Below are 15,638 nucleotides of genomic sequence, written 5' to 3'. Positions count from 1 at the left end.
GGCCGACCGTCCACTGTTTGGCCGTTCGGAACTGATGTACAAGTGAGGGCTGTGCAGCATCGGGTGGGCCCGTTCCCGGGGACGGAGCAGCGGTCTGCCTGCCGGACCGCGCTCGTTTCGCCGATCGTTTCAGGGGGGCATCATGCGCATGCGTTTACGTGCCGGGATTCTGGTGGGGGCGGGCCTGCTCGCCGTGGGCGCCGGTCCGGCACACGGGGCTGACGCGCCGTCGGCCGAGTCGGCGGCAGGCTCCGTGCAGTACACCGTGCAGGACCTCGGCACCCTGGGCGGTACCCGCAGCGAGGCGACCGCCATCGACGGCAACACGGTCGTCGGGAGCTCACTGACCAGCGGCGACGCCGCCGAACACGCCTTCGCGTACGACCTGCGCAGGCACACCATGACCGACCTCGGCACGCTGGGGGGCTCCAGCCGGGCGACCCACGTGGAGGGGGACTACGTCGTCGGCGAGTCGAACCCCTCCACCGACGGCCCCGTCCATGGCTTCGCCTACAACACCCGGACCCGCCGGCTCGTCGACATCGGCACGCTCGGCGGCAGCAGCACCCACATCACCGACCTCAGCGGTGACACCGTGGTGGGGACCTCTTCGCTGTCCGGCGACACCATCACCCACGCGTTCGCGTACAGCCTGCGCACCCGGACCATGACCGACCTCGGCAGCCTCGCAGGCCCCTCGGGCCACAGCACCGCGGCGGCCGTCAGCGGAGCGACCGTCGTGGGCAGCTCCTCCCTGCCCGACACGCCCGACACGCCCGCCTCCACGACGCACGGGTTCGCGTACAACCTGCGCACCCGGACGATGACCGACCTCGGCACCCTCGGCGGAAGCTCCAGCACAGCCAACGACATCAGCGGCTCAACCGTGGTCGGCCAGTCCCGAACGGCCGGCAACCGCCTCACCGGATACGCCTACGACCTGCGTACCGGCACCCGCACGGACCTGGGCTCCCACTTCCTGACCGCACAGCTGATCAGCGGGAGCACGGTGGTCGGCGGCGACGGCATGCTCTCCAGCTCGTTCGACCTCACGACGCACACGAGTGCCGTGATCGGCTCCGGGCGCGGTGTCACCGAGGTCAAGCAGATCACCGGCAAGGTCATGGCCGGCAACAACTTCGCCCCCAACTCCTTCGCCTTCGTCGCCCGCGCCGACAACGGCGACTTCACCTACCTGGCGTCCCTCGGCGGCCGCAACTCCTCCGCGACCCAGGTCGACCGCAACGGCGTCGTCGCAGGCAAGGCAGCGCTTGCGCCCGCTGACCCGACCAATGCGAACGGCCCCTTCCACGCGGCCGTCTGGGTGCCGCACACGGTGGCGTAGGGCAGCCCGCCGCCGGTCGGGCAGGGCGCGGTCAGCCGAGCGTACGAGCGGCTGCCGGCCCCGGCCCGGCCGGGTCCAGGACGGCGGACGCAAGGTGCTCGCGGAACCAGCGGTGACCGGGATCCGCCGAGTTGCGGGGGTGCCAGGCCATCCCGAGGTCCAGGGGTTCCAGCTCGAGCGGGACGGGGAACGTACGCAGTCCCATGGCCGAGATCGTGCCGGGGAGCCAGTCGGCCAGGCTGAGCGCGACGAGGTCGGTCTCCCGGGCGAGCATCATCGCGCTCGTGTGGCTCGGTACGACGACCGCGGTCCGGCGGCGCAGTCCGAGTTCCGCGAGGGCGCTGTCGATGGGCCCGAGGCGCTTGCCGAGCCGGGAGATGCCGATGTGGTCGGCCGCGGCGAAGCGACGGGCGTCGATCGGCCCGTGGAAGAGGGGATGCCCGTTGCGGGCGATGCCGACCAGCGGCATCCGGGTGAGCTGCCGGGTCCGGATCTCCGGGTCCAGGTGTCCGAGGACGCCCAGCTCGACGTCCACCCAGCCCTGCCGCAGCCCGGGACCGCCCTCCACCGCCTCCGGCAGGAAGACGACGTCCACCTGCGGGGCCTCCGCGTGGATCCGCTCGGTCAGGCTCCCGGCCAGGCCCACGAGGAGCAGGTCGGTGGCCTGCACCGTGAAGGTGCGCTGGAGGTGTGCGGCGTCGAACCCGGCACCGGGCCGCAGCACGTTGTCACAGCTGCGCAGCAACGCCCCGACCTCATCCCGGAGTTCCACGGCGCGCGGGGTCGGGACCAGGCCCTGGCCCGCCCGGACCAGCAGCGGGTCGCCGACGGTGCGGCGGAGCCGGGCCAGGGTGCGGCTGACCGCCGCGGGCGAGGTGCCCAGGCGCTCCGCGGCGCGGGTCACGCTGTTCTCCTGGAGCAGGGCGTCCAGGACGCGGAGCAGGTTGAGGTCCATGGGTGCAACTCTCCTGAACTGCATTCTTCCACTTGCGGCAATGATTGAGTGCCAATCTTTGCATTGCTGCCGCACCCACCGGCACCGGAGAGTGGAGACGCCCGCGAAGAAGACGCGTGGCATTCCCGCTTCACCCTTGAAGGAGCCGCTGTGCAGCAGTCCCCCCGTACCGGTCGAGAAGGCGATGTGCTCGCCGTCGTCAGCCAGAGCGGACCCACGGTCTCGTTCTTCGACGCCGCCTCCGACCGGCACCTCGGCGACGTGCAGGTCCCCGCCGAGCCGCACGAGCTGTGCTACGACCCGACGCAGCGACTGCTGTGGTGCACGCTGACGTACCACTCGGGCTACTACCACGCGAACGGCGGCCGGCGCACCGAGCTGGCCGTCATCGACCCCGACAGCCGCCGCATCGTCGAGGTCGTCGACCTCGCCCCGGAACACGGGCCGCACGGACTGGCGCTGGACACCGCGCGCGGGCGGCTCTACGTCAGCGTGGAAGGCGCGCAGGACCGGCCCGGCGGTGTCGTGGTGATCGACACGGGGACCCGCCGTCCCCTGGGCAGGATCGACACGGACGCGCCCGGCCCGCACTGGTTCGCGATCGATCCGGCGGGGCGGACGGGTTTCGCCACCAACAAGGAAGCACCGTTCGTGTCCGTCGTGGACCTCGAACGGGGCGCCCTCACCGCGAAGGTGGAGGTCCCGGGCAGTGAGGGGCTCGCCGTCTCCGCGGACGGCGCGCACGCCTTCGTCGCCGCACCGTACGGCAACTTCTCCGCCGGCGCCGAGGGCCGGCCGGCCACCGGTATCCGCGTCATCGACCCCCGGACGGCGTCCGTCGTCGACACCCTGCCGACGGAGAACGTCATCCTGCCGGTGCACCTGACGTCGACGGGCAAGTTGCTCGCGGGCGAGTTGCGCATGACGGCCGACCCGGGGGCGCAACTCGGCCGCCACGCACCCGGCCGCCTCACCGTGTTCAGCGCCGACACCCGCAAGCAGCTGGGCGAGGTCGAGGTCGGCCTCTTCCCGCTGACCATCACCTCCTCCCCGGACGGCCGACTCGGCTACGTGTCCTGCGTCGTCTCCTCCACCGTCGACATCGTCGACCTCGAAACGCTGGAGCGCCTGGCCCGACTGGACATCGCCAAACTCGGCGATCCCGGAGCCCACGGCCTGGCGTACGTCCCGCGCCCCGCCTGACCGTCGGGCTCGCCTCTGTCGGGGCCCTCGACGGGCCGGTCTCCCGCTCCGCCCGCTACACCCGCCGAGGCGGCGGCCCTTCGGGGCCGCGGGCCCTGCGCGATGCCCCACCCGTACCCAGCCGCCGCACCATGACGCCGGCGAGAGCGGACCCGAGGAGGAAGGCGCCCGCCGCGACGAGGGCGGACACGTGGAGGCCGGGGAGCCGGCCCATGGCGCCGATGAGCGTGCCGAACAGGGCCACGCCGATCGCGTTGCCCGCCTGGCGGGACACGTTGAACACGGCCGAGGCCACGCCCGCACCCTCCGCGGGAGCCGCATCCATGATCGCCACGGTGGCCGCCACCACAGTCAGCGGCGTCGCCAGGCCCGTCGCCATGAGGGCGAAGAGCAGCACGGCGTACGGGGTGTGCGGCCCGGCGGCGAGCCAGCCCAGGAAGCCGGCCACACCGAGCAGCAGCGCTCCGGCCATCGGAACGTACGGCCCGGTCCGGGCCGTGATCCGGCTCGACAGCGGCGCCGCGAGGAAGCCCATGCAGACGGAGGGCAGCAGGGCCAGGCCGGTCGCCAGCGCGCTGAAGTGGCGCTCCTGCTGGAAGTACAGGGTCGCCACGAACAGCATTCCGTAGTACCCGAGGCTGAGCAGCAGCCCGATGGCGTTCGTCGCGGCGAGCCGGCGGTCCCGGACCAGGGAGAGCGGCAGCAGCGGCTTCCTGCCCGCCCCGTGCGGCCGTACGGCGAGACCCTTCTCCAGGTGCCGTTCCACCGCGACGAAGGCCGCCAGCGACACCACTCCCAGCGCGCAGGCGACGACCACCCGGGGCGACGTCCAGCCGGCCGAACCCGCCTCGTTGAGTGCGCCGGCCACCCCGACGAGCCCCAGTACGCCGAGCACCTGGCCCGCCGGGTCCATCCGGCCGGCCGGCCGCTCTCGGGCGACCGGCACCCGTACATGACGCATCGTCATGACCGCGGCGAGCGCCGCCACGGGCAGGTTCACCCAGAACACCCACCTCCAGTCCAGACCGGAGACGAGCAGGCCGCCGACCGCAGGCCCGGCACCGAACGCGACGGCCGAGATCAACCCCCAGATGCCGACCGCCCGGGCGCGTTGGGCGCGGTCCGGGTACGCCGTCTGGAGCAGCGCGAACGAGGCCGGTACGAGGAAGGCCGCACCGGCCCCCTGCGCGAGCCGGGCACCGATCAGCACGCCGACCCCCGGCGCCAGGGCGCAGCCGGCCGAGGCCGCGGTGAAGACGGCCAGTCCGAAGAGATACAGGGGTCGGTGCCCGAAGCGGTCGCCGAGCCCGCCGCCGAGGAGCAGCAGCCCGGCGAAGAAGGTGCTGTATCCGTCGACGACCCACTGCAGGCCGGACGGTCCGGCGTCGAGCGAGCTCTGGATGCTGGGCACCGCCACGTTGACGACGGTGACGTCGAGCATGACGAGGAAGTAGCCGAGGCTCAGCGCGATGAGCGGCGGCAGCGGCAACCTCGGACGCTTGGCAGGGACTGCCTCGCCCGGCTGGACCGGAGGCTCCGATCCGTCGCAGACGGGTGTGGGGGAGAAGTCGGTGGAACTCATGCCGCCAGTCTCGACGCCGAACACTTCGCCGCCTGACGAAGTATGGCGTGCATAGCATGAAGCCCATGCCGACGCCGACGCCCCCCACGGACAGCCGCCACCCCCACGGCAAGCAGCTGAACCACCAGCCCGACATCGCTCGCGCCGCCGCCCTGATCTCGGACCCCTCCCGCGCCCGCATCCTGAAGGCGCTCGGCGACGGCCGCGCCCTGTCGGCCAAGATGCTCGCCGCGGAGGCGGGAGTGGGCGCGCCGACGGCAAGCGCCCATCTGGCCAAGCTGGTCGAGGCCGGTCTGATCACGGTGGAAAGCGTCGGGCGAAGCCGGTACCACCGGCTGGCGGGCCCCGAGGTCAGCCTGGCGCTGGAAGCCCTCGCCGTGATCGCGCCCCCGCTCCCCATCACGACCCTGCGCGAGAGCAGCCACGCGAACGCGCTGCACCGGTCCCGTACGTGCTACGACCACCTGGCAGGCCGGCTCGGTGTCGCGCTGATGGGAGCACTGCTCGACCGCGGCATCCTCACCGGACATGACGGCACCCACCGCCAGGAGGAGGCGGTGCGCGACCGGGCCGCCGCCTACGGACACGACCGCGACTACCGCCTCACTGCGGCCGGCCGCGACGCCCTGGGCCGCTTCGGCGTCGACGTCGCCGCCCTGCCCGGGCGCCGACCGCTCGTCCGGTACTGCGTGGACTGGAGCGAACAGCAACACCACCTGGCCGGGGGAGTGGGGGCAGCCGTCACGGCGCGGCTGTTCCAGCTCGACTGGCTCCGCTACGGAGCGAGCCCGCGCGTGGTCCACCTCACCGAAGCCGGCGCCCACGGCATGGCCGAATGGCTCGGACTGCACCTCGAAGACTGACCGAACCGGGAACGGCGGACCCGACGGGCAGAACTGCAAATCGCCGCAAACGGGTCATTGTGGACCCCGGGTCCGTCGATGATAATCCGCGTGTCGGCTACGAGTCCTGCCTCAGGAATCGGCGTGGCTCCGGAGGCCAGGAATTCTCCACGGCCCGTCCTGCCCTTGGACCGTAGAAAAGAGCGACCAGAGTGCTGAGCAGCAGTGGACACTCGCCCATGTTGAGGACCGCTGCCGCGGGGGCGCTGCTCGTCGCCGGCTTCGCGGTCGTCTCGTGTGGCGGCAACGGCAACGCGGCTGCCGCGAACGGTCAGGTCACGGTCGTCTACGAGGACGACGCGGCGATGAGGCCGCAGGACCGCCATGCGGTAGCCGTGATCCGCACATCCCGCGTGCTCGAGCAGACCGCCGACTGGGTGAACAAGACGGTGGCCCTTCCCCATGACCTGGTCGTGAAAGTCACGGACAAGGTCCCGCCGGGGGTCACGGATGCTGTCACACAGCCCGACGGCAGGACGGTCTATGTGCCCCCGGCATTCCTGACCCAGCTCGAGGACGCCCTCGGCAACGTGGTCAAGACGGTCAAGCGCCCGGCCCTGTTTCCCGAGGCCCAGTACAACGTCGACGATCTGACCGCCCTGTCCACGCAGTTCATCTTCGGCCACGAACTGGGCCACGCCCTACAGCGTCAGCTTCACCTTCCGAACCTCGGCCTTGAGGAGGACGCTGCCGACGGGTTCGCGTCGTTCTACACCGTCAACGAGGCCGGCCCGGGCCCGTCGCTGGCAGCCGCCATGCTCTTCGACGAGCTCGCCCGCAGGGAGGGCAAGCTGACACTGGAGGGGTTCTCAAGCGACCACCCGGTCACCCAGCAACGGGTCTTCAACTTCCTTTGCTACCTCGAAGGGAGCGACCAGCAGAAGTTCCACGAGCCCCTGGTCGACGCGGGCTACTTGCCGAAAACCCGCGCCCCGCTGTGTCCGCAGGCATGGGCGATGCTGGACTACGGCTGGTGGACCCAACTCAAGCCGCACTTCAGCAAGGCCTTCAAGGACCAGGGCGAAAGGAAGCAGAGGGAAGCGCACAACCAGCTGGTCGCGGAGACGAAAGCCCTCGAGAAGGAGCTCGACAAGATCCGCAGCGGTCAATGACTGCAGCCCAAAAGGCGTGGAGGGATTCTCGGAACGACCACCGCATACGCGGCGCTGCTGACGTGCGCGGCCGGGTCGTCAGCGCGTGACCGCGGCGGCAGTCGGCCACCGCGACCGGCCCGCCGCCGCTCCCCGCTCACCGTCAGTCCGCCCGGCGGACCAGGCTGGCCATCGGAGAGCGGAGGGTCCAGCCCAGAGCCTCGTACAGAGCCCTGCCGTCGGGCGTGCCGACCAGTACCGCGTCCTGCGCCCCCGCCTCCCACGCGGCGTTCTGCAGTGTGCGCATCACCAGGGCGCCCAGGCCCCGGCGCCGCTGGTCCGGGGCGGTCTCGATCTGGTCCGCCACCGCGGTGCGGCCGGCCAGGCCCATCTGGCCCCTCGCGGCCAGCCGCCCGTCCCCGGCGCGGACCAGGGCCTTGATCACCCCGCCCCGGCTCCAGGACGTCACGGTGTACCCGGCCGGCGGCGGCCCGGTCGGCACCGGGGCCAGCGGCAGGGTCATCAGGAAGCCGGCGACGTCCGTCTCCCACCCGTCCCCCACCCAGGGCCGCACCACCTCGTCCGGGGCGAAGAGCTTGAGCCAGGTGGCCGGCGGGGCCGTGGCGGCCAGCTCGCGGACGTCGGCCTCCGCGGGCACGGGCACCACGTGCCGGGCAACCTCCTTCGACAGCCCCACGGCGATGGTCCACCCCCACGGTTCCTCGACCGGGTCGGCCGCGCCGCGCGAAACGGTCCAGCCGTCGATCCACTGCTTCACCCAGCCGGTGAGCCGGTCCTCCGACATGATTCCCCCTGCATGTAATGAGCTGCTTCCTCTCGGGGTCATTACATCATCGGGGTCCGACATCACCCCGCCAGCGCTCAACTCCGCCAGTACCCGCTTCATCTGAGGTCCGGCGCGGCGACCAGCAGGTCGCCGAGTTTCTGCGGATCGCTGGCGAGGAACGAATGCCGATGCTCTGCCGAGGACGTCAACCACAGGACGTCACGGGCTGCAGGCCCGTGACCTCGCTGAGCGCCACGGTGACGGTGCGGTCGTCCGCCCGGAGGGCCAAAGACCCGTAGTCGCTCTCGCTCAGCGCCCCGCAGACCGTCCCTGCCTCGGTGTTCACGCGGACGAGACTCCGCGACGTCTTCGCGCTGTCGGCTGCTTTCACAGGCCACCAGGAAGCGGACGCCGACAGCGTGAGCAGCGCGACGGCCGTGAAGGTGAGGGCGATCCCGCTGCGCAGGTGACGACTGGATCGCCGCGGGTCGGCAGGGCGGGCCCCCGGCCGGTACAGCGGCCAGGCAGCGAGGCCGACGAGGAAGATGGCGAAGCAGGCAACGGCCAGGGCACTCAGCGCCAGCACCCCGGCCACCACCTGAATGCCTCGCGGGACCCCCGCCGGTCCACTGCCCTTGAGCACCCCGCACAAGCCGATGAAGCCGAGGACGGCCAGTTGGATGCCCTGCCAGCCCTTGGCCGCCGACCGCAGGTCCTCCGGGGCCGGTTCCTGTCCCGGCGCGGCGTCACTCGTCATGCCTTCAGCCCCTCTCCGCGGGTCGATCGTCCCAGCAGTACCTACCGGTGACGACACACCACCCCCGGCGCGGACCTTCCGTTCACCCGCCCGCCGTACCACCCGTTCCTCACGGTCCTCATACCTCGGTCAAGCAACCCCGCGTACGGAGCCCGGGAGCCGCCGCCTGACGCTTCCCCGCCTGGTCAAGAGTTCTCGGTGTCGGCGGGCGGATCCCACTCCGCTCCGGTGCGCAGGCGGTAGGCGGCGACGGCGGCCTCCACCGTGGGGAAGAAGTGCCGGGGATCGATGGTGCGGGTGAGCTCGTACCGCTCGATCTTCCGCCGTACGGGGTCCTTGAGCTCGGCGAACACGAGGTGGACGCGGTCCGCGTTGAGCCTCTCGTCGAGCTCCTCCAGAACGTCGGCGGCGGTGGTGTCCACGTCCGTCATGGGCTCCGCCGCGACCACGATCCAGCTCGGCCGCGGGTCCGTGTCGGCCAACCGCCTGATCTCGTCGCGGAACGTCCTGGCGTTGGCGAAGAAGAGCGGGGCATCGAACCGGTAGAGCACCAGGCCCGGCAGCCGCGCGGCCTCCGGATAGGAGCGGACGTCGTGGTAGCCCTCCAGGCCCTGCACCCGCCCCAGCACGGTGTGGTACGGCCACCAGGCGCGCCGGAAGACGTTGAGCACGGACAGGCCCACGGCGATGGCGATCCCGGGCAGCACGCCGAGCAGGGCCACGCCGACGAAGGCCACCCAGCACAACAGGAAGTCCGTCCGCCTCTGCCGCCACAGCCGTACGACCCCGCCGACGTCGGCCAGGGACAGCGAAGCGGTGATGACCACGGCGGCGAGGGCGGGCTGGGGCAGGTTGCGGAACAAGCCCGGGGCCAGCACGAGCATGAGCACGATCAGCGCCGCCCCGACGACCCCGGTGAGCTGGCTGCGGGCCCCCGCGCGCTCCGCCACCGCCGTACGGGATCCGCTCGTGCTGACCGGGAAGCCCTGGAAGAGACCGGCCGCCAGGTTGGCCACCCCGATGCCCGCCATCTCCTGGTTGCCGCGGACCTCCTGCCCGGTGCGGGCGGCGAAGGCCGAGGCGTTCGAGATCGTGTCCGCCAGGGACACCAGGGCGATGCCCACCGCACCGCCGACGAGCAACGTCAGGTCCCCGAGCCGTACCTCGGGGATGGTGAACGGCGGGAAGCCCCTGGGCAGCTCCCCGACCAGCATCACTCCGTGCGCGCCCAGGTCGAGGACGGCGGCCGCCCCGATCGCCAGGACCACCATCACGAGCACCCCGGGCACCTTGGGCAGGAAGCGCTGCACCACCAGTACGACGACGATCCCGCCGACACCGACCGCGGCGGCGGCCGGCACCGCCGCCCCGTTGCCCAGGGCCCGTACGAAGCCGATGCACTCGCCGATCAGGTTGTCCGCCTCGACCTCGAAGCCCAGCAGTTTGGGCAGCTGGCCGATCAGAATCGTCAGGGCCAGCCCGTTCATGTAGCCGATCATCGTCGGCTTGGAGATCAGATCGGCGATGAAGCCCAGCTTCGCCACCGATGCCAGAATCATGATCGCCGCCACCATGAGCGCAAGCACCGACGCCAGTGCCACGGCCCGGTCGGGATCCCCGCCGGCCGCCACCAGGGGCAGCACGGTGGCGGCGATCATCGGCCCCAGCGAGGAGTCGGGGCCCAACACCAGGATCCGGGACGGCCCGCACACCGCGTAGCCGAGCAGGCAGAGGATCGTCGTGTACAGGCCGGTGATGGCCGGAAGGCCCGCCAACTCCGCGTACGCCATGCCTTGAGGAACCAGCAGAGTGGTCAGGACGACACCTGCGACCAGGTCCTTGACCAGCCACTCGCGCCGGTAGGAGGACACCGCGCGGATCCCGGGAACGGACCGCAACCGGGAGCGGAGGTCGCGGCCCACGCGCCCACTCGTCACGGACCGTCCTCAGCGGACTCTCGACCCACGGGCCGCGGGCGGCAGCGCTGCGTATGGCGCAGGGGCATGGACCGCGCTCCCGGATCCGACGGTGAGGGCGGTCCCTGTGCCTGCGGATCGGGCATGGCCGTTCCCTTTGTTTTCAAGACCGCGTGCGGTGTGCTGGTGGGGAATCAGGTGTGCAGGTGGCTGTTGGTGCCGTCGTGGCCGTCGGCCGCTTCGTCGTTGAACCAGTAGTCACCGGCGGCGAGGTAGCGGAAGTGGTGGGTGCTGTGGGCCGGCAGGCTGACGCTGGCGGCGCGAGTGCCGTCGCCGCGGGGGGTCAGGGGGTGGGCGGCGGGGTTCCAGTGGTTGAAGTCGCCGACGACGCTGACCGGCCCGTCGGGGGTGCCGTCGGGCAGGATGAAGGTGATCTGGGTGCGGCCCTTGATCTTCTTGCGTTCGAGCACGGAGACTCCCGGCCATGTAGGTGAGGGTTCGACCCGTGCATCCTGGTCCGCGCATGCGGGGGCGGTTGCCGCACACGCCCGCGCGGCCTGCGGACATCACCCGGCCGGTGGCCGAAGACGACGGATGCCTGCCGGGCCGGCCGTATCCGCCCGGTCCGGTCGCCCCTCGGTGCGCAGAAGGTGCCCGGTCCGCTCGATGACCTCCCGGACAGCGCGTGTGAAGGCGAGGAAAGCGGTACCGGGCGGCAGGGGAGGCCACATAAGACATACGGGTTCCCCCAGGTGGGCCGAATGGTCCACCCCGGCGCACTGCGGCGAGGGCGCCTCCCCGCCGGACTGGCATCGTGGGAGCGAGCACGCACGTCCGAACCGGTTGGCTGGCAGGCGGCAGGTGGAATGGTGAACGGACCCGTCATCGACTATCAGACCGTCTTCCAGGCCCTTCCCGCCGGGATCGCGCTGCTGACCCCCGACCTGGTGTACGCGGACGCCAACGAGGCCTTCCTGACGCTGGCCGGGCGCACCCGCGGCCAGATCATCGGCCACTACCTCTTCGACGTCTTCCCCGACAACCCCAACGACCCCTCGGCCACCGGCATGCGCAACCTGTACGCCTCCCTACGGCGCGTCGCCACCACCGGCGAACGCGACACCATGGCCCTGCAACGCTACGACGTGGAGGACCTCGACCGCCCCGGGGTATGGCAGGAGCGCTACTGGAGCCCGGTCAACGTCCCCGTCCTCGCCCCCGACGGCACCGTGGCACTGCTGCTGCACCGCGTCGAGGAGGTCACCGAACTCATCAAGGCCCGCGGCACCCGCCGCGGCAGCGACCGCACCCAGGTCCTCGAAGCCGAGCTCTACACCCGCGCCCGGGAACTACAGGACCTCAACGAACGGCTGCGCCAGGCACACGCCCGCGAACGCGAGGTCGCCCTCCACCTCCAGCAGGCGATGCTGCCCGCGCCCCGTCCCCTCGGCCACCACCGCGCCGCCGTCCGCTACCAGCCCGCAATGGGCGCCCTGAACGTGTGCGGCGACTGGTACGACCTCGTCGACATGCCGGAATCAGGCCGCACGGCCGTCGCCGTCGGCGACGTCGTAGGCCACGGCCTTCACGCGGCCGGCGTCATGGGCCAGCTCCGCAGCGCCCTGTCCGCCGCCTCCCACGTCGCCGACGGCCCCGCGCGGGCCCTCGAAGTCCTCGGCCTGTACGCGCGCTCCGTCGACGGCGCCGAATCCACCACCGCCGCCTCCGTCTTCGTCGACTGGAACAGCCGCACCCTCACCTACAGCAGCGCCGGCCACCCCCCGCCCGCCCTCTGCCACCCCGACGGCACCGTCACCTTCCTGGACCAGGCCACCGACCCCCCGCTCGGCGCCCGCCCCGAACACGTCCCCCGCCCCCAGGCCCACACCGCCTTCACCGAGGGCTGCGTCCTGGTCCTCTACACCGACGGACTGATCGAACGCCGCCGCGAGGACATCGACACCGGGCTCGCCCGGCTCGCCCGCGCCCTGGCCCGCCACCGCACCGCCGACCCCGAAACCCTCTCCGACGCCCTCCTGGCCGACCTCATCCCACCCGCGGGCGCCACCGACGACACCGCCCTGATCACCCTGCACCTGTGACCTTCGAAAAGAAGACTCGGCGCTGCACCGTGGCCTGCAACCCCGACGCCGCTTGGCGGGGGAAGGGGGATGGTCGGCCGAACCGGCCGGGTACTGTCGGTGTCGATGATGCCGAGATCATCAAGGTTGCGAGGAACTAAAAACATGGGCGGGGACGGTCGGGAAGCGGGGGAAGCGGGGGAAGCGGGGGACGCGCGAGCGTACGAACTGTCGCTGCTGTACTGCATGGACGGTCGGGTGCCCGGCACGCTCCTGGACGGGGCTCTCGCCCGGTTGGGGGCAACACACGGCGAGATGAGGCGCGAGTGGCAGCGGGTCACCGACCTCGGACCGGCGAGGCCGGGCCGGATGTACGCCACCCTCGAGTTCCTGAAGGGGGCGCGGGTCGGCGGCAGTCGGAGGACGAACGGCAGCCTGGTGGTCGAGCGGCACCGGTTCGCGACGTGGCCGGACTTCGAGTACGAGGTCGAGTACGACACCGACGGCCCGGGCTGGATGCTGAACAGGGCCGAGTTCGTACGGCTCTCGGGCTCAATGCCTCCCGACGCGCCCCCAGCTCCGTGGCGCTGCCTGAAGAACGAGGCCCTCGCCGGGTTCGAGGTTCTGCGCGAGATCGACAGCTGGGGCAGCTACGACTCGTACGAGGTGCGGGACGCCGATGGCGCGCGCCTTTTCCTCTCCTTCAGCCACGGCCTGCTCCTGGAGGTCGCACCGCTGGAGAGCCTCCCCGGACAGCCGGCCGACCACGGCCAAGACGAAGCCCGGAGGCAACAGCCGTGACCCGGACGGCGAGGCCGGGTCCACCGAAGGGGCCGATGCACCTGCATCGCGCCCGAGGACGGCTACGCGGCAGAGTGGCGCGGCCTGGCCCGCGATGCGACGAACGAACCCGCGACCGCCCCGCCCACCAAGCCACACCCCACCCGCCGACCGGCGGATCAGCTGGAGCAGACGCAGACCACGGCACGGCCGGAACCTAGCGCAGCTTCACCCACTTGTCGGCTCCGTGGTGTTCCGACTCCTTTGCATTCGGCCACCGAACCTCGCGCAAGAAACCTGTTTGGCGGACCACCGCGACCGCTGCTACGTTCTCGGAGGCCGTGCGAGAGAACGAGGAGGTGGTACCCGTGAACGCAGTATCGACATGGGTGCTCCCCTCCGGGGTCACGGTCGGGCGATAGGTCGTCCGGGAGCGCCGCTCACGCGCACTCCCGAAAGGGCACGACCATGCACTTCACTTCCGAACAGCACCTCGACGACGGTGTCCTGGAACGTGAATTCACCCTCGGCGAGATCCCCGGCATCCTGTGGACTCCCGCCGCCGCATCAGCATCCGCACCGGCACCGCTGATCCTGCTAGGCCACCCCGGCGGACTGCACAAGATGTACCCCCGGCTGGTGGGGCGGGCCCGGCAGTCTGCGGCGGAGGGCTTCGCCACAGCCACCATCGAGCTCCCCGGCAGCGGGGCCCGGCCCCGTTGGGACACCGCGGAGCAGGCCCGCGCCGACCTGCGTCGCGCCCTGGAGGCCGGCGCGCCGGTCAACGACGAGATCGTCGACGCCCTCATCCTCCCGCTGGTCGACAAGGCGGTCCCGGAATGGCAGGCCGCCCTGGACGCCCTCCTCTCGCTGCCGGAGATCGGCGGCCCGGTCGGGTACTCGGGGGGAGTGATCTCCATCGGGACCCGGTTGGCGGTGGTCGAGCCGCGCATCTCGGCCGCCGTTCTGTTCGCCGGGAGTTTCGTACCTCGCGCCATGTTCGAGGAGGCCCGCCAGGTCACCATTCCGCTGCACGTCCTGCTCCAGTGGGACGACGAGGGGAACGACCGGCAGGCGGCCCTGGACCTGTTCGACGCCTTCGGCTCCAAGGAGAAGACCCTGCACGCCAACATGGGCGGGCACACCGGCGTCCCGCAGTTCGCGGGGGACGCCGCGGCCCAGTTCTTCACCCGGCACCTGAAATGAAGCCGGGCCGCCGGGCCACCAGCAGACGATAGGACGCGCTGACCGGACGCTGCTCGTCGAGGCAAGGCCCCAGCCCTCCTCTGCTGTTCGTGCCGTGGGCCCCTACCAGCTCGGCAAGGGCCCACGCTGTCCGATACGAGAGTTGGGGGTTGCCCTCAAGTCTGGTTGAGCTTCTAGGTTCAGGGGCGCCGATGTCGACGTACCGGAGAGGAACGGCCATGAGGACGCTGGTGCTGGGAAGAACGCCAGCCAGGGTGACGGAGGTGCTGGCCACGCTGCGCGCGGACGGCTTTGACGCGGAGGGAGTGAGCACCGACGAGGAGGCCCGAAGGCTTTTGGAGACCGACGAGTTCGGGGTGCTGATCATTGGCGGAGGCGTGGAGCCGGATTCCCGCACAGCGATCAAGGAGTTCGCGGCGCAGCACCGGGTGCGACGGGTGATCGACGGCGCGCTGACGGCGCCCTTCGACACCTACGTACGGCGGGAGTTCGAGCCCCTGATCCGGGAGGCCGCCGCCAAAGGGTGACCGTTCGACGGGTGAGGTGCACGACGAGGTGCACGACGAGGTGCACGACGAGGGCAGGCCGGGCGGCTGCGGCTGCGGCTGCGGCGGCCACCTCGTCCGGGCTGGCCTGTCGGTCCCGCTCCGAGGGGACGCTGACTTCCCCGACGGTCACCCGGACAAGGTGTCGGGGCCCCTGCCCGGCGCCGGGATGTCGGCCCCGCTGGACCGGCACCTCGCCCTGGGGCCGGACAGGCCGCGGTCCGCCTCGGCTGGGTTCCCCTGCTCGGCACGGCCGAGGCCGACCACGGCAAGGCCGACGGCGGTGTGGTCGAGGCTCCGCGGACATCCTCCTGCTGGAGGCGTCGGGGCCCCGGCGGGCCAGTCACCGGCATCACCGATATGGGGGGCCGCCGTCCGCAGGAAAGCGGATAGTCGGCCTGGAACGAGAGGTAGGGATCTCCCCGCTGGTCCGATTCGGGCGGCGCCTTGGAGCGCCTCAGGTCCATCGAGCACCGCGCGGTGCGGCC

14 protein-coding genes are annotated in these 15,638 nt (G+C 71.5%); 8 read left to right on the top strand and 6 right to left on the bottom strand.

Features of this window, described 5'->3' with window-relative positions; genetic code table 11:
* Positions 1-142 precede the first annotated feature (142 nt).
* Positions 143-1,345: a hypothetical protein gene (locus AB0F11_RS27520; RefSeq protein ID WP_362179036.1), complete on the top strand. Its 1,203-nt coding sequence runs from the start codon at positions 143-145 to the stop codon at positions 1,343-1,345.
* A gap of 31 nt (positions 1,346-1,376) precedes the next feature.
* Here AB0F11_RS27520 and AB0F11_RS27515 read toward each other — a convergent pair whose 3' ends face one another.
* Positions 1,377-2,300, bottom strand: coding sequence for a LysR family transcriptional regulator (locus tag AB0F11_RS27515; protein WP_362179033.1), 924 nt, complete (start codon positions 2,298-2,300; stop codon positions 1,377-1,379).
* Positions 2,301-2,450: 150 nt separating this feature from the next.
* On the opposite strand from AB0F11_RS27515, the gene AB0F11_RS27510 reads away from it, so the two are divergent.
* Positions 2,451-3,503, top strand: a complete 1,053-nt coding sequence (locus tag AB0F11_RS27510) for a YncE family protein (protein WP_362179031.1) — start codon at positions 2,451-2,453, stop codon at positions 3,501-3,503.
* Between the two features lie 55 nt (positions 3,504-3,558).
* Here AB0F11_RS27510 and AB0F11_RS27505 read toward each other — a convergent pair whose 3' ends face one another.
* Complete coding sequence (locus AB0F11_RS27505) at positions 3,559-5,085, bottom strand: MFS transporter (protein ID WP_362179028.1); 1,527 nt, start codon at positions 5,083-5,085, stop codon at positions 3,559-3,561.
* Positions 5,086-5,150: 65 nt separating this feature from the next.
* Between AB0F11_RS27505 and AB0F11_RS27500 the strand changes: the two genes are divergently transcribed.
* Both AB0F11_RS27500 and AB0F11_RS27495 read left to right on the top strand, forming a co-directional pair.
* On the top strand, positions 5,151-5,948 hold the full coding sequence (locus tag AB0F11_RS27500) for a helix-turn-helix transcriptional regulator (RefSeq protein ID WP_362179025.1): 798 nt from the start codon (positions 5,151-5,153) through the stop codon (positions 5,946-5,948).
* 218 nt (positions 5,949-6,166) lie between these two features.
* Positions 6,167-7,099 (top strand): DUF4344 domain-containing metallopeptidase, encoded by a 933-nt coding sequence (locus AB0F11_RS27495; RefSeq protein ID WP_362179023.1) that lies wholly within the window; start codon positions 6,167-6,169, stop codon positions 7,097-7,099.
* 142 nt (positions 7,100-7,241) lie between these two features.
* Here AB0F11_RS27495 and AB0F11_RS27490 read toward each other — a convergent pair whose 3' ends face one another.
* The 4 genes from AB0F11_RS27490 to AB0F11_RS27475 all read right to left on the bottom strand — a co-directional run bounded on the left by AB0F11_RS27490 (position 7,242) and on the right by AB0F11_RS27475 (position 11,008).
* Positions 7,242-7,883 carry a GNAT family N-acetyltransferase gene (locus tag AB0F11_RS27490; RefSeq protein ID WP_362179020.1) on the bottom strand — a complete coding sequence of 214 codons (642 nt, stop codon included), beginning with the start codon at positions 7,881-7,883 and terminating at the stop codon, positions 7,242-7,244.
* 187 nt (positions 7,884-8,070) lie between these two features.
* A complete protein-coding gene (locus tag AB0F11_RS27485) occupies positions 8,071-8,622 on the bottom strand; it encodes a hypothetical protein (protein WP_362179018.1) in 552 nt (183 codons plus the stop codon).
* A gap of 185 nt (positions 8,623-8,807) precedes the next feature.
* A complete protein-coding gene (gene sulP / locus AB0F11_RS27480; RefSeq protein ID WP_362179015.1) occupies positions 8,808-10,559 on the bottom strand; it encodes a sulfate permease in 1,752 nt (583 codons plus the stop codon).
* A 173-nt stretch (positions 10,560-10,732) separates the two neighbouring features.
* Positions 10,733-11,008 carry an isoamylase early set domain-containing protein gene (locus tag AB0F11_RS27475; RefSeq protein WP_362179013.1) on the bottom strand — a complete coding sequence of 92 codons (276 nt, stop codon included), beginning with the start codon at positions 11,006-11,008 and terminating at the stop codon, positions 10,733-10,735.
* Positions 11,009-11,404: 396 nt separating this feature from the next.
* Between AB0F11_RS27475 and AB0F11_RS27470 the strand changes: the two genes are divergently transcribed.
* From AB0F11_RS27470 to AB0F11_RS27455, 4 genes are all read left to right on the top strand, one after another.
* Entirely contained in the window at positions 11,405-12,640 is a 1,236-nt protein-coding gene (locus AB0F11_RS27470) for a SpoIIE family protein phosphatase (protein WP_362179011.1), read from the top strand.
* Positions 12,641-12,934: 294 nt separating this feature from the next.
* Positions 12,935-13,420, top strand: a complete 486-nt coding sequence (locus tag AB0F11_RS27465; RefSeq protein ID WP_362179008.1) for a hypothetical protein — start codon at positions 12,935-12,937, stop codon at positions 13,418-13,420.
* 447 nt (positions 13,421-13,867) lie between these two features.
* The gene (locus tag AB0F11_RS27460; protein ID WP_362179005.1) at positions 13,868-14,605 is read left to right on the top strand and encodes an alpha/beta hydrolase; all 738 of its coding nucleotides are present in this window, start codon (positions 13,868-13,870) and stop codon (positions 14,603-14,605) included.
* Positions 14,606-14,823: 218 nt separating this feature from the next.
* The gene (locus AB0F11_RS27455) at positions 14,824-15,132 is read left to right on the top strand and encodes a hypothetical protein (RefSeq protein ID WP_362179002.1); all 309 of its coding nucleotides are present in this window, start codon (positions 14,824-14,826) and stop codon (positions 15,130-15,132) included.
* Positions 15,133-15,638: the final 506 nt, after the last annotated feature.

The organism is Streptomyces sp. NPDC032472, from assembly GCF_040636955.1.
Lineage (GTDB): Bacteria > Actinomycetota > Actinomycetes > Streptomycetales > Streptomycetaceae > Streptomyces.
The sequence above is the reverse complement of the archived record's forward strand: the minus strand, read 5'-3'. Positions and strand labels throughout refer to the sequence as shown.